Below are 23,222 nucleotides of genomic sequence, written 5' to 3'. Positions count from 1 at the left end.
ATGGATGGTCAGCCATGGTCGGCAAGCCGGAACGCCACGTCGCCGTGTTCGGCGCCGGATACATCGGTCTGGTCACCGGCGCCTGCCTCGCCGAGCTCGGCCACCGGGTGGTGGTCCGCGACATCGATCCGGACAAGGTCGCCCTGCTGCGGGCCGGCGACGTGCCGATCTACGAGCCGGGCCTGGGCGACATGATCGCCAGGAACAAGGAGCGGCTGACCTTCACCCTCGACCTGGCCGAGACGCTCGACGGCGCCGAGATCGCCTACGTGTGCGTGGACACCCCGCCCTCGGCCTCCGGCGACGCCGACCTGTCCCGGCTCTGGGCGGTGGTGAAGTCGCTGGAGGGCGCGGCGCACCTCAAGGCCGTCGTGGTGAAGTCGACCGTCCCGGTGGGCACGGGCGCGCGCGTGCGGGCCGCGCTCGACGCGGCGGGCCTGGCGCACGTCGGCTACGCCGCCAACCCCGAGTTCACCGCCGAGGGCCGGGCGGTCACCGACTTCCTCAAGCCCGACCGCATCGTCATCGGCTCGGCCGACGAGGCCACCGCCGCCCTGATCACCGACCTGCACGACGGCGTCGACGGCCCGGTCGTGGTGATGGACGTGCGTTCGGCCGAGATGGTCAAGCTGGCCTCCAACGCGCTGCTCGCCACGAAGATCAGCTTCATCAACGAGATCGCCACCCTGTGCGAGAAGACCGGCGCCGACGTCGAGGAGGTCGCCCGCGCCGTCGGCCTCGACCACCGCCTCGGCCCCCACTTCCTGCGTCCCGGCATCGGCTGGGGCGGCTCCTGCTTCCCCAAGGACTCCGAGGCGCTGCGCCAGCTCGCCAGCAACACCGGCTACCACCTGCAGCTCCTGTCGGCCGTCATCGACGTCAACAACCTGCAGAAGCGCCGGGCCGTGCAGAAACTCCACGACGAGCTGGGCACACTGGCGGGCATGCGGGTGGCGCTGCTCGGCCTGACGTTCAAGCCCGGCACCGACGACATGCGCGAGGCGCCCAGCACCGTGCTGGCCGCCCGGCTGCTGGCCGAGGGCGCCGAGGTGCGGACCTGGGACCCGATGGCGCGCCCGGCCGGCGTGGAGCCGTGGAGCTCGACGACCCGGCACCCGACGCCGGAGCTGGCCCTCGCGGGGGCCGACGCGGCGATCGTGGTCACCGAGTGGCCGCAGCTGAAGGAGGTCGACTGGGCGGGCGCGGCGTCGGTCATGCGCCGTCCCGTGCTCTACGACGGCCGCAACCTGTTCGATCCGGCGGCGATGCGGGCGCTCGGCTACACGTACATGAGCGTCGGAAGGCCCTAACCGCTCCTGGAATAAACCGTTGCGGCGCGGTGCTGAAGCCCGCACTATGTTCCTCATGTTCCAGCACGCTCACCTCGCGACGCCCGCACTGCCGGGCGCGCTCGGGCGTGCCTGCGACGGCCTGGAGCGCTGACCTCTTCCCGTACGTCCACGTGACCCGGCGGGGAGAGGTTGACCGGCCCATGACGGGTCACGGCGAAAACTCCAGGTTTCGAGGGAAGGAACCATGGCCAAGCAGGCCTACGTACGCAACAAGCCGCATCTCAACATCGGCACGATGGGCCACGTCGACCACGGCAAGACCACGCTGACCGCCGCCATCACGAAGGTGCTGGCCGGGCGCGGGCAGGCCACGTACACGCCGTTCGAGCGGATCGACCGTACCCCGGAGGAGGCCTCCAGGGGGATCACGATCAACATCTCGCACGTCGAGTACGAGACCGCCACCAGGCACTACGCCCACGTGGACATGCCGGGCCACGCCGACTACGTGAAGAACATGATCACGGGGGCGGCGCAGCTCGACGGCGCGATCCTCGTCGTGTCCGCGCACGACGGCATCATGCCGCAGACCAGGGAGCACGTGCTGCTCGCCAAGCGGGTCGGCGTCGAGCACCTGGTCGTGGCGGTCAACAAGGCCGACGGCGCCGACCCGGAGCTGATCGACCTGGTCGAGCTGGAGCTGCAGGAGCTGCTCGCCGAGCACGGCTACCGCGACGTCCCGATGGTCCGGGTGTCCGGGCTGCGGGCGCTCGAGGGCGACCCCGCCTGGACGGCGTCGATCGACGAGCTGCTGCGGGCGGTGGATGAGCACATCCCCGTGCCCGTGCGGTACGTGGACGCGCCGTTCCTGATGCCGGTCGAGAACGTGCTGACGGTCACCGGCCGCGGCACGGTCGTCACCGGCGCCATCGAGCGCGGCACGGTGCGGGTCGGCGACACGGTCGAGGCGATCGGGTTCGGCGACGGGTTCTCCGCCGTCGTGACGGGCGTCGAGACGTTCGGCAAGACGATGGAGCGGGGCGAGGCCGGCGACAACGCCGCCGTGCTGCTGCGCGGGGTCCGCAGGGACCAGGTGCGCAGGGGCATGGTGCTGGCCGCGCCCGGCAGCCAGCGGGCCCTCGGCTCGTTCACCGCCCGCGTCTACCTCCTCACGCCGGAGGAGGGCGGACGGCGGCGGCCGATCGCGACCGGCTACCGGCCGCAGTTCTACCTGCGCACGACGGACGTGCCGGGTGAGCTCGTCCTGCCCGCCGGCGTCGTCGCCCGGCCGGGCGAGACGGTGGAGGTGGCGGTCGAGCTGGGCAAGGCGGTGGCGCTGGAGGCGGGGCTCGGCTTCGCGATCCGCGAGGGCGGCCTCACGGTCGGCGCCGGCACCGTCCTCGCCGCCCCGGCCGAGATCGTCCGGCCCTCCGCCCCGGCGGAGGTCGCCTGACGCCTGGTGCCGGCGGGTGCGCTGCCCCGGTCGTCTCGCGCTACCGGGGCATCGGCCCACCTCCGTGGCCTCCGCGCTTCACGTGCGGAGGCCACCGTCAGCGGCCGGGTCCCGTCGTACGGGGCCCGGCCGCTTCATGTCGGGCGCGGGCCCGAACTGTCACCGCGCGTGCCTGGCCCGCCCGGTCTTTCCGTGACGGGGGACGGCCGGGCGTCAAGCGCGGTCGAAGCGGAGGCGGAGGGTGGTGCGGCGGGCCAGCAGATCGTAGGCGGGCAGCGGGCGCGGGCCGCAGGTGGCCGTGCCGATGCCCTGGTGGGCGAGGTCGAGGTGGAGGTGGAGCCGGTCACCCGCCACCAGGTCGGGCAGGTGCCGGGCGGCGGCCAGCTCGGCGGCGCTCCAGCGGCGCGCGGTCAGCCCGAACACGGGCTCGCCGGACACCCGGATCCCGCCGAGCTCGGCCCACCGCACGTCGGCGCGGTGCCCGTTCTCCTGCGGGCGCACGTACGGCGTCTGCAGCTCCTCGAGCGTGGCCGACCACCGGCCGACCCGGGCCGACATGCCCGTGTCCGGGTACGCCTCCCCCGGCCCAGGCCCGAACCACGTCACCCGGTCCACCGCGGAGCCGGGCAGCGTCATCGTCACCCCGATCCGGGCGACCGGGTCGCGCCAGTCGCCCTCCGGCTCGATGTCGAGGACGAGCCGCAGGCCGCCGTCGAACGTCCACCGGTACGTGGCCAGCATCCCCAGGTTCGTCGCCGCCGGCGCGACCCGGGTGCGCACGACCAGCTCCTCGCCCGCGGTGATCTCCTCCACCCGGTGGGTGAGGCGGTGCAGGCCGAGCCGGTGCCACTTGTCCGCCAGGCCGTCGGCCCGGTCGTTGTCGGTCGGGGCCCGCCACAGGTCGAGCCGGGGCCCGTCCACCTCCGTACCGAACAGCCGCACGAGCCGCCCGGTGGCCGCGTCGAACGCGCTGTCCCCCGCGATCAGCTCATCCCGGGCGCCCGCGCCTCCGCCGTACCGCAGGCCGACGCCGTCACGCGACCCGCCGTCCTGACCGGCCTCGCCGTCGCTCACCCCGGCGCCGTCGGCCGGCTCGGTGGCGGCGCGGGTGAAGGAGGTGAGGAGCTCGTTCGGCGCGGGATCGTGCAGTGTCAGCAGCGCCTGCCCCCAGGCCACCTCGTGCCCGGCCGGCGCCCACGGCTCGTCCGCGGCCAGCTCGGCGCGCACGGTCAGCCACCGCTCACCGCCCGGCCGGTCCGGGAAGCCGGGCAGCTTGCACTCGCCGCCCGCCGCGGGCACGTCGAGGCGGTGCTCGGCGACGGTCTCCCCCTCGACCTGCACGACGGCCACGAACCGCAGGTGGGACAGGTCGGTGAATCCATGGCCGTTGACGACCCGGACGACCCCGTCGCCGAACTCGAATTTGACCGGTTCGAACACCTTCTTCAGGTCGATCAGCCCGGGGGACGGCGTCCGGTCGGGGAACACGAGACCGTCGATGACGAAGTTCCCGTCGTGCACGGGCTCGCCGTAGTCGCCGCCGTAGGCGTACCCGTGCTCGGGGTGCGCCAGCCCGTGATCGATCCACTCCCAGATGAACCCGCCGGCCAGCCGCGGATAGCGTTCGAACAGCTCCTGGTACTCGGCCAGCCCGCCGGGCCCGTTGCCCATGGCGTGGGCGTACTCGCACTGCAGGAACGGCAGCTGCCGCCGCCGCGCGTCCAGCTCCGGATCGTCGAGCGGGTCCTCCTCACGCCGGCCGATGGCCTCGACCTCGGCGTGCGAGGCGTACATGCGGGAGTAGACGTCGGTGTGCGAGCACGACCGGTCGCCCTCGTAGTGCAGCGGCCTGGACGGGTCGCGCTCACGCGTCCAGCCCGCCATGACGGCCAGGTTGCGGCCGACGCCGGCCTCGTTGCCGAGCGACCACATGATGACGCTGGGGTGGTTCTTGTCGCGTTCGACCATCCGGCGCATGCGGTCGAGCAGCGCGTCCTCGTAGCGCGGGTCGTCGGTGGGGTTGCCGCGCCAGCCGAACCCGCCGAAGCCGTGCGTCTCCAGGTCGCACTCGTCGATCACCCACAGGCCCAGCTCGTCGCACAGGTCCAGGAAGTCGGGGTGCGGCGGGTAGTGGCTGGTCCTGACCGCGTTGACGTTGTGCCGCTTCATCAGCAGCACGTCCTCGCGCATCGTCTCGTACGGCACCGCGCGCCCGTGCTCCGGGTGGAACTCGTGCCGGTTGACGCCCTTGAGCAGCAGCGGACGGCCGTTGACCAGGAGCACGCCGTCCTCGATGGAGATGCTGCGGAAGCCGACGCGCAGCCGTACGGTCTCGCCGGGGCAGGTCACCACGGCGTCGTACAGGTGCGGGGTCTCGGCCGTCCACGGCCGGACGCCGACCGTGATCTCGGTGCCCGGTTCGAGGTTCTCGACGCCGAGTTCGGGGACGCTGAGCGTGCCGGGGCCGTCGAAGCTCAGCGTGCCGCGTCCGTCCGCCGCGTAGGAGGCGCGCACGAAGACGTCGGCGGCCGAACGGGTGAGCGTGACGTCGCGGAAGATGCCGGGCAGCCACCACATGTCCTGGTCCTCCAGGTACGTGGCGGCCGACCACTGGTGCACGCGCACGGCCAGCACGTTGCGGCCGGGACGCAGGTAGGGGCCGGCGTCGTACTCGACGGGCAGCCGGCTGCCGGTCGAGAAGCCCAGCTCGTGGCCGTTCAGCCAGACGCGGGCGAAGGACTCCGCGCCCTCGAACCGCAGCCGCCCGCCGGTCCAGCCCTCGGGCAGGTCGAAGACGCGGCGGTAGTCGCCCGTGGGGTTCTCGTCGGGCACCCGCGGCGGGTCGACGGGGATCGGGTAGACGACGTTGGTGTAGGCGGGCGCGCCGTGACCGTGCAGCACCCAGTGGGACGGCACGGGCAGGTCGTCCCAGCCCGAGTCGTCGTAGTCGGGCCCGGCGAAGTCCTCGGGGACGTTCGCGGTCGGCGACAGGCGGAAGCGCCACGTCCCGTTGAGATCGACGGAAGGGGCGTCTGTACGGAGGGCTGCCCGGGGTTCGAGGCGGCCCGAACCAGGGGAGAAAGTTTCGAGGTCCATCTCGGCCGAGCCTAGAGGTTCGACCGGGTTTCGTCAGCGTTGAGGTCTTCGTCCGTAACCGATCACCCCTCGAACGGCCCCGCGACCCGCCCGCTACCGCGGTGGGAGGACACCGCCTCCCCGAGCTCCGATGAGCGCCCGCCGGTGCCCGGTGGGGAGGCGGCGAGGTAGCCGGCCAGCAGGGCCTCGGCGACCGCGCCCACGGCGTCGTCGTCCGGCAGGAAACCGGGGCTGTGCAGCCCGGCCGCGGTGTCCACGCCCACGAACATCATCAGCGACGGCGCCACCTCGCCGTAACGCGCGAAGTCGTCGGCCCCGCACGAGCGCAGTTCGTCGTCGACCGTCCACCCCTGCTCCCGCAGCCGCTCCCCCGCCCGTACGGCCAGCGCCCGGTCGTTGACCAGGATCGGCTCGCCGGGCAGGATCTCGACCTCGGCCACGCATCCGTACGCCCGCGCCGTGTCCTCCACCACCTGGGCGAACCGCTCGTGCAGCCGCTCGCGCCACTTGCGGGACATGGTCCGCAGCGTGCCTCTGGCCACGGCCTCGCCGGGGACGGCGTTGGGCGTGCTGCCCGCGTTCACCGTCCCGAACGTGACCACGGTCGGCACCATGGGGTCGGCGACCCGGCTGACGAGCTGCTGCGCCGCCACGATCACCTGCGCCATGGCCAGCACCGGGTCCCGGGTCAGATGCGGGTAGGCGGCGTGCCCCTCGGCTCCCCTGACGGTCACCCTGAACTCGTCCGACGAGGCGTTCACCGGCCCGGGAGCGCAGGCGATCGTGCCCCCGGCCAGCACGGGCTGCACGTGCGCGCCGATCATGGCCTGCACACGATGCCGCCCGAGCACCCCGGACGCGACGACATCGAGCGCCCCGGACGGAAAGGTCTCCTCCCGCGGCTGCAACACGACCAGCAACGGCGCCGGCGCACCCACGTCGCGAGCACGCACATCGGCCGCGTGCGCCTCGCGGGCATGCGCGTCGGAAGCGTGCGTGTCGCCGGCATGTGCGTCGGCCGCACGCGCCTCGTGTACGTGTGCGTCGCGGGCGCCGGTGGCGGCGATGGCGCGGGCGAGGGCGACGACGGCGGCCAGGTGGACGTCGTGGCCGCAGGCGTGCATGGCGCCGTTGACGGAGGCCCACGGCACGCCGGTCTGCTCGGCGATGGGCAGCGCGTCCAGCTCGCCGCGCATCCCCACCGCCGGCCCCGCCCCGCCGATCCGCAGCACCGCGCCGGTGCCCGCCACCTGCTCGACGGCTCCTTCCGGCAGCGCGTCGAGCACCCGCTTCAGCGTCGGCTCCTCCTGGCCGGACACCCTGGGCAGGGCGTGCAACTCACGCCGCAACGCCGCCGCGGCGGGCAGTTCCCGGCCCAGCGCCTCCAGCAACGCCACTCGCAGCTCCGCCCCCGGACCCGCGCCACCTCCTGCGCCACCGATCGGGCCGCCGGTCGCGCCACCGCCCGTGCCACCGCCCGTGCCTGCGCCCGTCTCCGGGTTGCCCGTACCTGCGGCCGCCCTCCGGCCGTTCGCACTCACTCACTGCCCCCGCTCGAAAATCACCGAACCACGAACGCCTCTCTCATCCCCCGGATCCCAGCCCGTAGACACGGCGCGCGTTCCCCGCCCCCACCATGCCGGCCACCCGCAGCGCCTGCGCCAGCGACCACTCGCCGTCGGCGACGAACCCGCCCAGGACCCGCGCCATCGCCCGCCGCCACAACAACGCCCCCAGGTGGTGCAGCTCGGCGGGCCCGAAGGCGTCGGAGGAGAACAGGATCTTGGCGAACGGCGCCACCTCCAGGCTCTCCGCCACCAGCGCCGCACTGCGCGCCCCCGTGTAGCTCACCCCGAGGCCGACGTCGAAGAACACGTTCGGGTACGCCTGCGCCAGGAACCCCGCGTGCCGCTGGTACGGATAACAGTGCAGCAGCACCAGCGGCACCCCGGTGGGCTCGGCCAGTTCGATCAGCCCGCGCAGCAGCAGCGGATCGGCCCGCCGCAGGTCCACGTCAGGGTCGCCGTAGCCGATGTGGAACTGCAGCGGCAGCCCCCGTTCCAGCCCGGCCCAGATGAGGTGCCGCACCAGCACCGGATCGCTCAGCCGCCCGCCACCGGAGTCCAGCCATCGCCCCGCGGCCAGGGTCACCTCGGCGGGTGACGGCGGCGCGGGGTCGAAGTCGAGGCCGCACCGGTAGGCGGCGACGCTCTTGAGCCCGCGCGCCGTACGGGCGCGCTCGTCCAGCGCCCGCCCGAACCGGTCGGCGAACGCGTCCGCCGCGCACCCGAGCGAGGCCACCCGCTCGGCCACCTGTTCCAGCCGCACCACCTCGTCGGCGGGCGCCCCGCTCGCCTCCGCCATCCCCGAAGGGCCGAGCAGTTCGTCGCCGCGGTAGCCGGTCTCGACCAGGAAGTGCCTGATCCCGCTGGCGCCGAGCAGCCGCCGGTTGACCTCGCCCGCGCCGAGCCGGGCGCGCCGGGCCAGGTACTCCTCCGGCGTGCAGAAGGGTTCGAGGCCGAGCACGGGCGCGCAGTGGCGCAGGACGGCGAACCCGACCTGGGAGTCGAACTGGGTGGTCCACTCCGGCACGGGGCGGTCGGACTCGGTGATGAGTTCCTCGAACGCCGTGCGGGACAGGTCGTGCGAGGTCGCCCCGTGCACGTGGTGGTCCACCAGGGGCAGCTCGTCGATGGCCTGGGTGAGCGCGGCGGGCACGAGATCGAGCTCAGCGGACATCTGGGGTTCCTCCCGTCTGGCGGTCGCACGATCCCGTACCCTCGCCCCCTGCCCGCGACCCGCCCATCGCACACACAGGCCCATCACGCACAAAGGCCCCACGGGACGGCGACCGTCCCGCGGGGCCCGGAAGTGCGGGCGTCAGGCGGCGGCCTTGGCGGTCGTCGTCACGGTCGCCTGCCGGGTGACGCCGCTGACCGTGACGGCCACCGTCACCCGGCCGGCCCGCAGTGCCGTCAGCGTGCCGGTGTCCGGGTCGAGCACCGCCACGTGCCAGGGCTTGGCCGTCTCGCGCGGGCCGACGTGCAGGTTCGGCGAGCCGGACCAGCCGGCCGACACCGGGTACGCGGCCGGCACCGTCCTCGTGCCCTGGGCGAGCGAGGCCGTCGCCGTGGCGGGCCTACCGACGGCGACCGTGGCGGGGGCCGTCAGCGTGAGCTCGTCCACGTGCGGGCGGACCTGCGTGCCGATCCAGTCGGGCGCGTCGGCGAACCAGTTGCGCCTGACGTGCTCGGCCTCGGCCCGCGTCACCGGGTCCACACCCCACAGAGACCAGCCGGTGAACCCCCCGTCGTCGGGGGCGGTGGCGGGGTTCTTGCCGGAGTTGCCGTTGATGAAGTACGGCACCGCGTCCACGCGGGAGGCGTGGAAGGTGCCCACGTGCGCCCCGATGAACGCCGCCCCCTTGCCGGTGGTGCGCTGGAAGTCGGCCAGCCAGCCCTCGACCAGCGCGGCCTCCTTGCGGTCGCCGAGCTGGCTGCCCTTGCCGGGCGTCGGGTCGCGCGGCGGCACGTGGAACAGCACGGTGACCGACCCGATCGAGGCGTCCTTCGCCGCCTGGTCGAGTTTGGCGCGGAGCAGCGCCACCTGGTCGTAGCCGCCGCCCCTGAGGTTGAGGCGGGAGGTGTCCAGGGTGATGAAGCGGGTGCCCTTGTGGTCGAAGGTCCCGTACGTGTCGCCGAAGACGGCCTGGAAGTTGTCGATCTTGCCGCCCATGACCTCATGGTTGCCCGGGATGTAGTGATATTTCACCGTTCCGCCGAGCTCTTCGTCGAGGATCCGCTTCGCCAGCGCGAAGTCCTCGGGCGACGCCTCGTCCACCAGGTCACCGTTGATCAGCAGGAAGTCCGGCTTGGCCGCCTTGATCTCGCGCAGCGTGCGGCGGGCGTTCTTCACGATGTCGCTGTCCGGCTCCCTCGCCACGAACTGGGCGTCCGACATGACCGCGAAGCGCCACGGCATCTTCGCCACCTCGGCCTCGACCACCGGATCGGTCACCTTGGGCGTGGCCGGGGTCTCGACCGACGGCGGCACCTTGGCGACCAGGCCGTCGATGAGGATCTCGTTGGTGTAGGCGACGTCGGCCTTGGTCTCGGCCACGTAGAAGCGGCGCAGCTTGAGCGGGTAGGTGACGCCGGGCGGCACGGTGAACTCGACGAACTTCCAGCCGGTCCACGTCATGTACGGCCCGCGCAGGATCTGCGACTGCCCGAGCGCGTCGTAGAACTCGAGGCTCGGCCACTCCCCCTTGCCGGTGGAGTTGATCCACATGCCGAACGCCTGCGGCTGCCCGTCCACCACGATCTGCTGCGGTGGGCTGGCGTAGGCGGCGCGGGTGGCGGTGGAGGTGGAGAAGTCGTAGGAGAGCTTCAGCCCGCCGCCGCTCTGACCGGGCGCGGCCGACAGGTCGCCGGTGGCGCGGGCGGCGGCGAACGTCCAGGAGGCGGCGTCCTCGAAGTCGGCAACCGGCCTGTCCTCGAACCCGACCGTCACCGGCACGGCCGTGGTGAGCTTGCCGACCTTGGCGGTGATCAGCCCGGAGCCGGTGGCGCCCTTGGCCTTGACGGTGAAGTAACCCTGCTCGGCGGCCGTCACCTCGAACAGGCTCTTGTCGTAGTCGAGCTTGAGGTCGGCGGGCTCGACGGGCGCGGAGTTGCCGTTGCGGTCGTAGCCGACCACGCCGAACGTGGCCGTCTCGTCCTGACCGGCGATGCCGAGCCGGTCGGCGGTGGCGCCGAGCCGCTCCAGCGGCTGCAGCACGGTCAGCTCGATGCTGCCCTTAGCGCTCCCGCGCGCGGCGGTGACCGTGGTCTGACCGGGCACGAGGGCGTGGAACCTGCCGTCGCGCACGACGCCGTGCACGGCGGGGTTCGAGCGCCAGGACGGGGTGCCGGCGGCGGGGCCGTACGTCTCGTCGTAGCCGGCCGCGCGCAGCCGCCTGGTGAGGCCGGGGAAGACGCGGTCGGGACGCCCGCCCGCGACCGGCCCGACGCCGGGCGCCCTGGCCGGGTCGCTCGCGGTCTCCAGCCAGTAGCCCTTCAGCTTGCCGCTGCCCTCGGGCGCGTAGAGCGCGAGGCCGTTGGGGACGTGCCGCTCGCCGCCGTCGGAGGGGCTGTTCTCCACCTGGACGTCGGCCGATCCGGGCTCGCGGGCCAGCATGGTTGAGGAGCCGCCGCCGTCGAGGTTGAGCGCGTTCGCGGCGCCGAGGTCGGCCATCATCGCGGCCAGCTCGTTCAGCGTGACGCCGCGGCTGTCGGCCTGGCGGCCGTCCACGGTCAGCAGGTACATCTTCCTGCCGTCGGCGGAGAACCCCACGGCGGTACGCGGGTGCGCGGCCTGGTCGGCGGAGTTCTGCACGACCCCGTCCTTGACCAGCACCCAGTTGCCGCCCACGGCGGCCTTGACCTCGCCCCCGGCCGACGGCTTGGGCCGGTAGCGCACGTCGACCCGGTCACCTGTCCTCAGCGCGGACAGCGCGGCGGCCCCGGCGTCGCGGCCGAGCAGGATCGTGGTACCTGCGGGGATGGGACCGGTGCCGGCGGAGCTGCGTACCTCGGTGACGACGCCGTCCACCAGCACGACCTCGGCGACGGACGTGGCGCCCTCGACGGCGCGGGCCCGGTTGTAGGAGCCCCACAAGGGCGTGAACAGCCCGACGCCGCCGCTCTGCACGATCTGGTTGAACTGGGTGAGCGCGATCGGCGCGCCGCCTGCGGGGGTGGCGCTGCCTTCGAAGTACATCTTCAGCACGCGGCCGACGCCGTCGCCGCCGACGGCCACCGCGTTCTCGTGCCCGGCCACCGGCGACTGGATCAGCGCGCCGTTCTGCACGCCGATGCCCTGGGCGGCGCCGGAGTTGTTGATGTCGAAGAAGTCGCCGTTGACGGCGGCCACGGCGCGCGAGCGCTTGACCGGCCCGGACAGCGGCTCGGTCTTGCTCACCTCGCCGGAGAAGACGTAGTCGGCCTTGACGCCCGGCTTGCCGCCGAGCTCGGCGGTGACGGCGTCCGCGCGCAGCCAGCCGAGCGCGTCGTAGGTGTCGAACGAGGTGAGCGAGATGCCCGGCGCGACCGGCCGGGTCCGCTGGTCCGTCACCAGCCGCGCCTGGCCCTGTTTCTGGCCGGGAGCGGCCCGGGTGAGGAGCGTGGAGGGCGCCGGGTAGGACGACGCGTCGAGCGCGTCCTCTGCGGGGGGAGCGGGTTCGGCCTGCGCGGGCGCGACGAGGGCCATGGGGCCTAACACGAGCGCGGCGGCGGCCAGCAATCGGAGGGTCTGCACGACCGAACTCAATCGCTCGTGGTTATAACTTTCAAGGCTTCAGCATGAACTAAAAGAAAATTTCAGATCTTGTACGGGCCGGGAACGCCTCTCCCCGGCCCGTACGAGCGCTCAGACCTCGCCGGCGAGGACGTCGTCGCGGCGCCCCGGCTCCTCCAGCGGGACGACGACCTCCGGTTCCTCCTCCTCGCCCGGGACCCGCACGCCGGCGTGCAGCACCAGCGGCACGGCCAGGGCCACCACCATCGACAGCACGGCGGTGCCCGAGTCGTTGACCAGCATGCCCACGACGCCGCTGACCAGCGCGCCGACCAGCCCGGCGCGCAACATCGGCCACCGCGCGAACGCCCTGGGCACCACGCCCGCGCTGATCTTCCCCGGCCGCATGATCGCGAAGATCAGGAACGCCAGCCCGGCGAGCACGATCGGCATGAGGTTGGGCGAGAGCAGGGTGTTCAGCATCGCGCCCAGCTTGCGCGCGATCATCGGCAGGAAAGTGCCGTCGATCACCTGCCCCACGAACCGGCCCAGGTGCGTCTGCGCGGCGGGCGGCCGCAGGTGGTCGAGCACGGCGATGATCGACACCGCCACCCCGCCCAGCACGCAGAACCCGGCCAGCTTCAGCACCGACACCTTCTTGCCCGCGATGAGCAGCGCGGTGACGGCGATGCCCGGCACGAACGCGATCACGCCGCCGAAGTCGCTGCCCACGCCGGGCCAGCCTGCCAGCAGCATCGCGACCACGCCCAGCGTGACCACCCCGCCGACGGCGGCCCGCTTGTGCCCGGCGCGCACGAGGTACTGGGCGGCGATGGCGGTGCCCATGAGCACGGCGGTGGACAGCAGCGCGAACGGGATGTTCGCCAGCCCGTAGTAGCGCCCGCCGACCACGGCGGTGTAGCCCATGAGGCTGTTGAACTGCAGCGTCGTCCCGGTCAGCAGGTCGAACACGAGCACCGCGGCGGTGATCGCGGCCACCGTCGCGGGCGGCCCGAGCGGGTCGCGCCGCCACGGGCCGAGCAGGGCCACGGCGGCGATCAGCGCCGTGGAAGCCAGCACGCCGCCGATCAGCGTCACCACCACGTACGGGCTGCGGTCCCACGGCAGCAGGTTGACCGCGTAGGTGGAGACCGGCATCGCGGCCAGCACGATCGCGGCGGCGCCGACCAGGCCGTGCCGCCTGCGCCGGGTGAGCAGGAAGTAGGCCAGCGCGTAGAAGGCGACCGTGACGGTGGCGAAGGCGGTGAAGAAGACGCCCGTCGTGCCGCGCACGCTCACCCCGGCCATGTCGTCCCTGGCCAGGTCGTCAGGGGTGGTGGCCGGACCGAGCCGCCACGGCACGCCGAGCACGGTGTCCGGCACCGCGACGCCGGCCGCGTGCAGGATGGTGGGCGTGATGTCGGGCAGCACGACGATGTCGCCGCGCCGGGTGGAGTTGGCCCCGACGGCGGGGCCCGCCACGCCGGCGACCGCCTCCGTGCCGGCGCGCTTCCACATGGTGACCCGCAGGTGCGGCACGGAGCCGTGGTCGCCGACCCCGGCCAGCACGATCTCGGTGCCGGCGGGCAGCCGGTCCAGCGCCGCGCCCACCTGGGCGTCGGCCCGGCGGGCCAGCTCGCGCCGCTGCTCGGGCGCGATGGCCTCGGGCTCCTGCGACAGCCTGTCGTCGCGCAGGTACGGCTCGATGAGCGCGGGCACGTCCACGGCCAGCACCGGGCAGCGCGACCAGTCGGCCAGGCCGGCCGGGTCGGCGGCGTACAGGTCGACCTTGCCCTCCCGGTCGGCGAGCATCAGCGCGGCGCCCCGGCCCACGGCGGCGGTGCACTTGCCCGCCGCGTGCACGGCGGAGCCGAGCGTGCCGGCGAACGCGCCGTCACGCAGGGCGTGCAGCTCGGGCACCTCGCGCACGAGCGCGCCCGCGCCCTGGACGACCGGCTCGGGCGGCAGCCCGCAGCGGTGCCCGACGGCCGAGCGCACTCCCGCCGACACGCTCAGCCATCCGTCGTACGGGCACGTCACGGTGCCGACGGCCTTGACCGACAGGGAGCCGAGCCCGCTCTGCCCGGCCAGCTCCCACAGGCGCGGCGTGTCACGCGGGTCGATGTCGTCCCACAGCAGCCCCGGCACCCCGATGAAGGCCACCCGTCCCCCGGCCTCGGAGCGGCTCGCGGGCACCTCCCGCGCGGGCGTGTTCCCCTCCGTGGAAGCGACGGCCGGAGCCGACCACCACAACGGGGAAAACAGCACCAATAACAGCACCCACCTCACCGTTAGCCCCCATCCGGACCTGGCTGATCGACTCGGAACGCGGGCAACCCTACCGGTCCGGCGCGCTCACGCGGCGGGTTTGACGGTGACCAGATGATTCAAGGCTTCGCCATAGGAGGGTTCGAGCCAGTAGTCCGTATGCCACCGCGTCTCGGGCAGCGGCTCACCGGGTCCTGGACGCGGCGGATCCCAGCAGAACCGGTCCACCGCGTCCCTCCGTCCGCCGGCGAGCGGATCGACCCGGCGGAAGACGGCTCCGCCGATCGGGTCGCTCAGCCGGTACAGGTTGCACCAGGTCACGGCCTCGCGTACGGCCCGCGGTCCCGGCTCGCCGAAGTAGGCGGGGAAGAAGGGCGCGTACAGGCGGCGCAGCGGCGAGCCGTGCGTGAGCATCCGCACGCGCCCGCGCAGGGCGGGATCGAGCTGCAGGACCACGGCGGCGGCGATCACGCTGCCCTGGCTGTGCCCCGACAGCACGACCTGGTCCCGCTCCGTGGCGGCGAGGGTGCCGATCCTGGCCGTCAGCTCGGGGACCACCCGTTCGGTGTAGCAGGGCGGCGCGAGCGGGTGGATGGCGCGCGGCCAGAACGTGGCGACGTCCCACAGCACGCCGATCGTCCGGCGCAGGCGGGGGTCGCGGTAGGTGCGGCGGCCGAGCAGCGCGAGCCCGGAGATGACCGCCGCCAGGGCCCAGCCGCCGATCGACGCGGCCCGCCCGGCGAGCCCGCCGTCCGGGGTGAACAGGCGCAGCTGGTGGATCGTGCCGACGGCAGCGGATCCGGCCACCCCGATGCCGGTGAGCACGCCCAGCACGAGCCCGGCGCGGTCGGTGAGCGAGGCCAGCGCCCAGGTGCGCGCGACGGCCTCGGCGTCGTCGCGTTCGAGATAGTACGGCTTGAGCTCCGGCGCCAGCCGCCTGGCCTCGGCCCGCCTGATCAGCCACAGCACCACGGCCAGCGCGGCCAGTCCCAGGACAAGCAGCGGCACCAGGGCGGCCGTCCACCAGACGGGGTCGTCGAGGAACAGCCGCCGGCCGGGCGGGCGGGGGCCTCCCGTCATCGCGGGGACGCCGAAGAAGGCGGCCGTGCAGAACAGCACGCCGAGCGCGAGGACGTTCGCGCCGCCGGCGGCGATCATCAGCACGACCCAGGCGGCCACCCCGCCCATCGCCGGCCGCTCTCCCGCCACGACCTCCCGCCCTTCCCGCCCCTCCGGCTCGGCCGGCTCGGGGGCGGTGCGGCGGGTCCGGCGGTCCAGGCGGGCGAGCAGGCAGGTGGAGACCAGGATGAACAGGCCGAGCGCGAGCGTCAGGGCGTACTGGAACGTTCCAATGCCGACACCGGGCAGCCGCCACAGCGTCGTACCGGCGGAACCCTCAGGCAGCCCCGCCAGCGCGGCCCCCACCGTGCCCAGGAAGACCAGCGGCGCCGCCACCCGCAGCCCGTGCACGGAGCGGATGAGCCGGCGCGGCGCCCGCCGTCCCGAGCGCGGGTCCACCCGCCGGGCGGTCCACGGCAGCGCGGCCAGCACGGCGGCGGCCAGCTGCACGCCGGCGTTGGCCACCGTCAGCGCGAGCCCGGGGAACGTCTGCGCGAAGGGCGCCGACACCGCCACCCCGATGGAGGCGAGCGAGAAGGCGACGTGCACCACCCGCAGCCGCCACACCGGCGCGCCACCCCGCCACAACCGCGGCCTGGCCAGCAGCACCTCGGCCGCCTCCGCGGGCCGGGACCCGGGATCGGGATCGGCCTCGGCCTCGGCCGGGGACCGGGACCCGGGCTCGCCACCGGACCGGGACGCCGGATCGGCAGCGGGCCGGTACTCGGGCCGGTCGGGCGCGACGTCCGGCGGTTCGGCGGTGTTCTCGTCGCGGCGCCAGGTGCGGCGGGCGAGCCACCACAGCAGAACGACGAGCAGCAGCGGCACGAGCGCGGTAACCGCGAGCCGCTTCGACGGCTCCGCGCCCCACAGCGTGCCGAGCCAGCGCACCCAGCCGGGCGCCGTGGCGAGGGTGCAGGCGCGCCCGGCGGCGGTGCACTGCCAGCCGACGAGGTCCACGGCGGCCCGGGTGACGGCTCCGACGAGCGTGCCGGTGAGCAGCAGGGCGAACAGCCGCTGCGCCGCCTCGGTGGCGTGCCGCAGCCGGGTCCCGCCGGCCGGCCTCGGGAGCATGAAGTAGGACAGGTTCGCCAGCGAGAACGGCAGCAGGAGCAGCCAGAGCGCGATCGTCCTGCCGCCCGAGGTGAGGTTGCCCCAGGCGTAGGCCTCCCTGCGGCGGACGCCCGGCACGTCGGGGTGCTCGCCGGTCGGCCGCCCGCCCGTCCACCAGCGCCGGTAGAACCCGGTGGTGCCGTCGCCCGCGACGAGGCGGGGGTGGGGATGGTTCAGTACGCCGGCCGGCGGCGTGCCGGAGACGCCGTGCACGCGGAGTTCGGTCACGCCCGCACAGGTCCTGTCGATGAATCCGTCCACGTGACCATGGTCCCGCCCCGGCCACGGTCACGTACAGTGATTGATTGATTACCCGCAGGCGACAGCCTGCTACGCCTTCGTCGCCCCCGCGGTGAGCCCGGTGATCAGATGGCGCTGGACCAGCAGGAAGACCACCCCGGCCGGGATGGCGATGAGCACGGCGGAGGCCGTCATCAACCCCCAGTCGGACCAGTGCTGGCCGATGAACTGCTGCAGCCCGACGCCGAGCGTGCGCTTGTCCTCCTGCGACATGAACACGGTGGCGTAGCCGACCTCGCCCCAGGCGGTCATGAAGCAGTAGAACGCGGTGACCGCGATGCCGGGCCTGGCCAGCGGCAGCACCACCCGCCAGAAGACGCCGAACGGGGTCAGCCCGTCGACCATGCCGGCCTGGTCGATCTCCACCGGGACGGTGTCGAAGTAGCTCTTCATCATCCAGGCGCAGAACGGCACCGCGATCGTCATGTAGGCGATCACCAGGCCGGGGATCTGGTTGAGCAGGCCCAGCCCGGCCATCAGGTTGTACAGCGGGACGATGAGGATGGCCACGGGGAACATCTGGGTGATCAGCAGCAGCCACATCACCGAGCGGTGGCCGGGGAAGCGGAACCGGCTGACCGCGTACCCGGTGGTCGCCGCCAGGAACACGCCGAGCACCATGGTCAGCCCGGCCGTCAGCACGCTGTTGAGCAGCCATTGAGGGAACTCGGTGCCGGTCAGCACGCGGACGTAGTTGTCCAGCGAGGAGTTGTTGAACAGCTGCAGCTCGGCCGACAGCCAGCTGTCGCGCGGCTTGAGCGAGGTGAGCACGAGCCAGACGACCGGGAACAGGGAGATCGCCACCGCGAGCAGCAGGCCGGCGTGCAGCGCGACGGAGGCCAGCGGGCCGCGCTCGCCGCGCGGCCTGGTCGTGGTGCTCACGCGGGGCCGGGTCGTGGTGCTCACCATGGGTCTCCTTGACTGCGCAGGGTACGGCGGTAGCCGACGGCCATGACGACCAGCATGGCCAGGATGATCACACCCCAGGCCGCCGAACCGGAGTAGTTGCGGATGCCGGTGAACGCCTCACGGAAGGCGTAGGTGACCAGGATCTCGGTCTCGCTGCCGGGCCCGCCCCGGGTGACGAGGAAGATGATGGGGAACATGTTGAACGTCCAGATGGTGCCCAGCAGCACCACCGTGGTGGACACCTGGCGCAGGCCGGGCAGCGTGATCGCGCGGAACCGCTGCCAGGGGCCCGCGCCGTCCACCTCGGCGGCCTCGTACAGCTCGGCGGGGATCGACTGGAGGCCGCCGAGCAGCGCGACCATCATGAACGGCACGCCGATCCACACGTTGACCGCGATCACCGCGATCTTCGCCGTGGTCGGGTCGTCCAGCCAGCCGACGCCGGTCAGTCCGGCCATCTTGAGGAAGCCGTTGATCACGCCGTAGTCGCTGTTGTAGAGGTAGCGCCAGATGAAGGCGGCCACGAACGCGGGCACCGCCCACGGCAGGATCAGCAGCACCCGGTAGAGGGAGCGGAAGCGCAGCTTGCGGTTGAGCATGACGGCCAGGCCCAGGCCGATGCCGTAGTGCAGGACGACGCAGGCCGCCGTCCAGACGACGGTCCACAGCAGTTTGTCCCAGAAGACGCTGCTGGTCAGGATCTGCAGGTAGTTGTCCAGGCCGACGAACTCGTACGTGGCCGGGATGACGTTGACGCCGATGGTGCGGCCGATGTTCGCCTCGGTCGCGTCGGTGAGCGACAGGTAGAGGCCCCGCACCAGCGGCCAGCCGATCAGCGCCGCCATCACGATCAGCACCGGAGCGATCATCGCCCACGCGTACCAGTGGGTGGCGATCGAGCGCCGCAGCCGTCCTGGGCTGTCACGGCGACTGCCGCGGGCGGCGCCGCCCGCGGCCTTCACCTGTCCGGTCGACACCGCCACGGGTCAGCTCCAGTCCTTCATGATCCCGCGGTACTGCTCGTCGACCTGCTTGAGCATGTCCGCGGGCGCGGACTTGCCGCCGACGAGCGCCTGATAGCCCTCCAGCAGCGGCTGGAAGAGCTGGCCGCCCTCGGGGATCCACGGGCGCGGCACGGCCGTGTCCATGATCGGCTTGAACACCGCCACGTCCGCGTTGGCCTGGACGTCGGGGTTGTCGTAGGCGGAGGTCCTGGTCGGCAGCAGGCTGATCTCCTTGGCGATCTTCGCCTGGGCCTCCGCCGTGGTCATGAAGCGGACGAATTCGTACGCCGCCGGGATGTTCTTCGAGCCGGCGTAGATGGCCAGGTTCCAGCCGCCCGTGGGGGCCGCGGCCTTCATCGAGCCGGCCGGGACCGGCGCGATGCCCAGGTTCGCCTTGTCCTTGAACTCCTTGCCCTGGTAGATCTCCGACAGGGCCCACGGCCCGTTGTAGATCATCGCCGCCTTGCCCTCTTTCAGGGCCGTCATGGCGTTGGCGTAGCTCTCGGTGGTGGCGGGCTTGGCGGCCGCGCCCGAGCTGATCAGGTCGGAGACGGTCTCCATGGCCTTCACGTTCGCCGGGGAGTTGACCACGATCTTCTTGTTGGCGACGTCGAGCAGGTCGCCGCCCTCGCCGTACATGAAGGGCAGCAGGAAGTAGGAGTCGACGTTCAGCGCGAGGCCCTGCGCGCCGGTCTTGGCCTTGACGTCGAGCGCGGTCTGCTTGAGCTCGGCGATCGTCTTGGGGGCCTCCTCGTGGCCGGCCTCCTTGAGCAGCCGCTTGTTGTAGATGAGCGCCAGCGTGTCGGTCACCTGCGGCACCGCGTACGTCTTGCCGCCGAACTTGGTGCTGCTGAGCGGGCCGGGCAGGAAGTCCTCGGGCTTGTCCACGGCCCGGCTGCCGTCCAGCGGCTGCAGGTAGCCCAGCGAGGCGAACTGCGAGGTCCAGGCCACCTCGGAGCGGATCACGTCGGGGGCGCCGGTGCCGGCCTGCGCGGCCGTCTGGAACTGGTTCTGCGCCTGGTCCGAGGGCACGTTCACATAGTTGACCTTGACCTGCGGGTACTTGGCCTGGAACTCCTTGATCAGCGCCTGGAAGGTCGGTCCCTCACTGTCCGGGCGCGTCGTGTCCCACCAGGTCACCTCGCCGCTGACCTTCGACGGGTCGGAGACCGACGCGGCGGGAGCGGCGCTCTCGCCTCCGCCGCCGCCACAGGCGGCCAGCGTCAGGGTCACCGCGGCGACGGCCGCCGCTGACGGTAAAAGTCGTCGCATGTCCTTCTCCTCACAGCTCTGTCGGAGGTCGGAGTAAGCCGGAGGCTACGCCGACGGAACGCGCGCCGGTAGATGGCGGCGCAAGGTTTCTGCAAGTAGTTACCAGAGTGAGCCAATTGCTTTCTGAAATTTCCAGAAAGCGTTGCAAAGATCGTAGACGGACCGTAACGTCCCGGCAACACCCCGAGGGCAGCTCGGGCAGCGGTTCTGGCACGAAACGCCGTGGTGCCGCGTCGCCGCCGGCCGGGCGGGTCCAACCCGGGGCGCCGTCGCGTCGCATCCCCGCCGCCGGGGTGGGCCGAGCCCGGGGCGGCGTCGTGCTGCATCACCGCTGCCCGGGTGGGGCATCACGAAGGCGGACGGGAATCACGAAAGCGGGGCGAAGATCCTGACGCACAGCAGTGGCGAGCCGCCCGGCGGCGAGGCCAGGGCCCACTGGATCGACCGCGGCACCGTGCTCTGGCGGGCCGGGCCGGCGGCGCGCCACTTCCTGGCCCTCAGCGCCGGCGGCGGGATCACCTGCCGGGACGGGGACCTGCGCGGCGTCCAGGAGCTGATCCGGCTGCTGCCCGGCACGCTGAGCGAGGAGCAGCGGCGCGCCTGGCCGCACCTGGCCGCCCATCCCGCGTTCACGGTCCACCCTGAGGACGCCGGGATGGTCCGCGAGGCACTGCGCGGCCAGGTCGTGGCCGCCGCGCGGGACGGCTCGGGCGCGCTCGTGGCGGCGACCGGCGTGCAGATCCCGGGCGTGCTGGACGACCTGTACGCCACCCGCGCCCTCACCGAGCCGCTCGGCCCGTCCAGCGACACTGCGCTGAGGCTGGCTGTGTGGGCGCCGACCGCGCGGAAGGTCGAGCTGGCGCTGTACGGCCCCGGGCGGAGCAGCGTGCAGCCGATGCGGCGCGACGACGAGAGCGGTGTGTGGTCGGTGCAGGGGCCGCCGTCGTGGCTCGGCCGCGAGTACACCTACCTGGTCACCGTGTACTCCCCCGGCGCGGGCGGGGTCGTGACGAACGAGGTCACCGACCCGTACGGACTGGCGGTCACCCCGGACGGCGGGCGCAGCCGGCTGGTGAGCCTGGACGCCGCCGCGCTCAAGCCGCCCGGCTGGGACCGGCTGGTCAAGCCGCCCCCGGTCCCGCCGCACCGGGCCTCGATCTACGAGCTGCACGTACGCGACTTCTCCGCCTCCGACACCACCGTGCCCCCGGCCCTGCGCGGCACGTACACGGCCTTCGCAGACACCGCCGGCGGCGACCGCGCCGGCGCCCCCGGCGGCGGCCCCACTGACGACACGGCGGGCGACACGGCGGGCGACATAGCCGACGACACGGCCGGGATGCGGGAGTTGCGGGCGCTGGCCCGGGACGGGCTGACGCACGTGCAGCTGCTGCCCGTGTTCGACTTCGCCACCGTCCCCGAGCGCAGGCAGGACAGGACGGAGCCGGACTGCGACCTGGCCGCGCTGCCGCCCGACTCCGAGGCGCAGCAGGAATGCGTCGCGCGCACGGCCGCGCGGGACTCCTTCAACTGGGGGTACGACCCGCTGCACTACACGGTGCCCGAGGGCTCGTACGCGACCGACCCGGACGAGCGGACCAGAGAGCTGCGCGCCATGGTCGCCGGGCTGAACCGGGCCGGCCTGCGCGTGGTCATGGACGTGGTCTACAACCACACCCACTCCACCGGCGTGCTCGACCCGATCGTGCCCGGCTACTACCACCGCCTGCTGGACGACGGCTCTCTGGCCACCTCCACCTGCTGCGCGAACACCGCGCCCGAGCACGCCATGATGGGCCGCCTCGTGGTCGACTCGATCGTCACGTGGGCCACGCAGTACAAGATCGACGGCTTCCGCTTCGACCTCATGGGTCACCATCCGAAGGCGAACCTGCTCGCCGTCCGCCGCGCGCTCGACGCGCTGACCCCCGAGCGGGACGGCGTGGACGGCCGGTCGATCCTCCTGTACGGCGAGGGCTGGGACTTCGGCGAGGTGGCCGGCGGCGCCAGGTTCGAGCAGGCCACGCAGGGCAACCTGGCCGGGACCGGGATCGGCACGTTCACCGACCGGCTGCGGGACGCGGTGCGCGGCGGCGGCCCCTTCGACTCCGACCCGCGCGTGCAGGGCTTCGGCTCCGGGCTGGCCGGCGACCCCAACGGCGCCCCGGCCAACGGCACGCCAGGCGAGCGGCGGGCGCGGCTGGCGTACTGCGCGGACCTGATCAGGCTGGGGCTGACCGGCAACCTGGCCGGCTACGTGCTGCCGTCGGGCCGGAAGGGCTCGGAGGTCGGCTACCACGGCTCGCCCGCCGGGTACACCGCCGCGCCGGGGGAGGCGGTGACGTACGTGGACGCGCACGACAACGAGACGCTGTTCGACGCGCTGGCGTACAAGCTGCCGCAGGAGACGCCGATGGCCGACCGGGTGCGCATGCAGGTGCTGTCGCTGGCCACGGTGCTGCTGGCGCAGGGGACGGCGTTCGTGCACGCGGGCTCGGAGCGGCTGCGCTCGAAGTCGTTCGACCGCGACTCCTACGACTCGGGCGACTGGTTCAACCGGCTGCTGTGGGACTGCGAGCGGGGCAACGGCTTCGGCGCTGGCCTGCCGCCCCGGGCCGCCAACGAGGCCGCGTGGCCTTACGCCAGGCCGCTGCTGGCCGATCCCGCGCTGCGGCCCGGCTGCGCCGACATCGGCGCCGCCCGGGCCGGGTTCGGCGAGCTGCTGCGGATCAGGGCGTCGTCGCCGGCGTTCGCGCTGGGGTCGGCGGAGGAGGTGGGGCGGCGGCTGACGTTCCCCGGCTCGGCGGAGGGGGTGATCACGATGCACGTGGACACGGAAGGGCTCGACCCGCGCTGGGCGTCGGTGACGGTCGTCTTCAACGCCACCCCGTCGGCCCAGGCGCAGACGCTGCCGGAGGTGGCGGGGCGGGAGGTGGCGCTGCATCCCGTACAGGCGGCCTCCGAGGACCCCGTGGTGCGGGAGTCGTCGTTCGATCCCGCCACCGGCACGGTGACGGTGCCCGCGCGGACGGTCGCGGTGTTCGTGAGCGCCTGAGTGTGACCCGGCGGGGTAGGGGGAACGTTCAAGGACATCACTGGCATTGCGCGGCACGACGGCGC

12 protein-coding genes are annotated in these 23,222 nt (G+C 73.0%); 3 read left to right on the top strand and 9 right to left on the bottom strand.

Annotated elements, in window-relative coordinates; all coding sequences use genetic code 11:
• Positions 1-14 precede the first annotated feature (14 nt).
• Complete coding sequence (locus tag B0I32_RS10540; protein ID WP_106237255.1) at positions 15-1,310, top strand: UDP-glucose dehydrogenase family protein; 1,296 nt, start codon at positions 15-17, stop codon at positions 1,308-1,310.
• A 226-nt stretch (positions 1,311-1,536) separates the two neighbouring features.
• Entirely contained in the window at positions 1,537-2,745 is a 1,209-nt protein-coding gene (tuf, locus tag B0I32_RS10535) for an elongation factor Tu (protein WP_106237253.1), read from the top strand.
• 213 nt (positions 2,746-2,958) lie between these two features.
• On the opposite strand, the gene B0I32_RS10530 is transcribed toward tuf, so the two are convergent.
• From B0I32_RS10530 to B0I32_RS10490, 9 genes are all read right to left on the bottom strand, one after another.
• On the bottom strand, positions 2,959-5,841 hold the full coding sequence (locus B0I32_RS10530) for a glycoside hydrolase family 2 TIM barrel-domain containing protein (RefSeq protein ID WP_106237251.1): 2,883 nt from the start codon (positions 5,839-5,841) through the stop codon (positions 2,959-2,961).
• 62 nt (positions 5,842-5,903) lie between these two features.
• A complete protein-coding gene (locus tag B0I32_RS10525; protein WP_245955783.1) occupies positions 5,904-7,238 on the bottom strand; it encodes a M20 metallopeptidase family protein in 1,335 nt (444 codons plus the stop codon).
• A gap of 187 nt (positions 7,239-7,425) precedes the next feature.
• Positions 7,426-8,580 (bottom strand): amidohydrolase family protein, encoded by a 1,155-nt coding sequence (locus B0I32_RS10520; RefSeq protein ID WP_106237248.1) that lies wholly within the window; start codon positions 8,578-8,580, stop codon positions 7,426-7,428.
• A gap of 141 nt (positions 8,581-8,721) precedes the next feature.
• A complete protein-coding gene (locus B0I32_RS10515; RefSeq protein ID WP_245955736.1) occupies positions 8,722-12,138 on the bottom strand; it encodes a phosphodiester glycosidase family protein in 3,417 nt (1,138 codons plus the stop codon).
• A 111-nt stretch (positions 12,139-12,249) separates the two neighbouring features.
• Positions 12,250-14,385, bottom strand: coding sequence for an alkaline phosphatase family protein (locus B0I32_RS10510; protein ID WP_146178122.1), 2,136 nt, complete (start codon positions 14,383-14,385; stop codon positions 12,250-12,252).
• An 87-nt stretch (positions 14,386-14,472) separates the two neighbouring features.
• Positions 14,473-16,878: a hypothetical protein gene (locus tag B0I32_RS10505; protein WP_106237244.1), complete on the bottom strand. Its 2,406-nt coding sequence runs from the start codon at positions 16,876-16,878 to the stop codon at positions 14,473-14,475.
• A 69-nt stretch (positions 16,879-16,947) separates the two neighbouring features.
• Positions 16,948-17,826, bottom strand: a complete 879-nt coding sequence (locus B0I32_RS10500; protein ID WP_106237242.1) for a sugar ABC transporter permease — start codon at positions 17,824-17,826, stop codon at positions 16,948-16,950.
• Positions 17,820-18,809: a carbohydrate ABC transporter permease gene (locus B0I32_RS10495; protein ID WP_106237239.1), complete on the bottom strand. Its 990-nt coding sequence runs from the start codon at positions 18,807-18,809 to the stop codon at positions 17,820-17,822. The genes B0I32_RS10500 and B0I32_RS10495 overlap by 7 nt, the downstream gene beginning before the upstream one ends.
• A 3-nt stretch (positions 18,810-18,812) precedes the next feature.
• Positions 18,813-20,102, bottom strand: a complete 1,290-nt coding sequence (locus B0I32_RS10490; protein WP_106237238.1) for an extracellular solute-binding protein — start codon at positions 20,100-20,102, stop codon at positions 18,813-18,815.
• Positions 20,103-20,448: 346 nt separating this feature from the next.
• Between B0I32_RS10490 and pulA the strand changes: the two genes are divergently transcribed.
• Positions 20,449-23,157, top strand: coding sequence for a pullulanase-type alpha-1,6-glucosidase (gene pulA / locus B0I32_RS10485; protein ID WP_219911754.1), 2,709 nt, complete (start codon positions 20,449-20,451; stop codon positions 23,155-23,157).
• Positions 23,158-23,222: the final 65 nt, after the last annotated feature.

It is taken from the genome of Nonomuraea fuscirosea, assembly GCF_003001935.1.
Lineage (GTDB): Bacteria > Actinomycetota > Actinomycetes > Streptosporangiales > Streptosporangiaceae > Nonomuraea > Nonomuraea fuscirosea.
Note: the sequence above shows the minus strand (reverse complement) of the source record. Positions and strands in the feature narration are given on the sequence as shown.

Coding starts and splice junctions, on each gene's coding strand:
- B0I32_RS10540 (WP_106237255.1), top strand. CDS start 15: ATGGTCGGCAAGCCGGAACGCCACGTCGCCGTGTTCGGCGCCGGATAC.
- tuf (WP_106237253.1), top strand. CDS start 1,537: ATGGCCAAGCAGGCCTACGTACGCAACAAGCCGCATCTCAACATCGGC.
- B0I32_RS10530 (WP_106237251.1), bottom strand. CDS start 5,841: ATGGACCTCGAAACTTTCTCCCCTGGTTCGGGCCGCCTCGAACCCCGG.
- B0I32_RS10520 (WP_106237248.1), bottom strand. CDS start 8,580: ATGTCCGCTGAGCTCGATCTCGTGCCCGCCGCGCTCACCCAGGCCATC.
- B0I32_RS10500 (WP_106237242.1), bottom strand. CDS start 17,826: ATGGTGAGCACCACGACCCGGCCCCGCGTGAGCACCACGACCAGGCCG.
- B0I32_RS10490 (WP_106237238.1), bottom strand. CDS start 20,102: ATGCGACGACTTTTACCGTCAGCGGCGGCCGTCGCCGCGGTGACCCTG.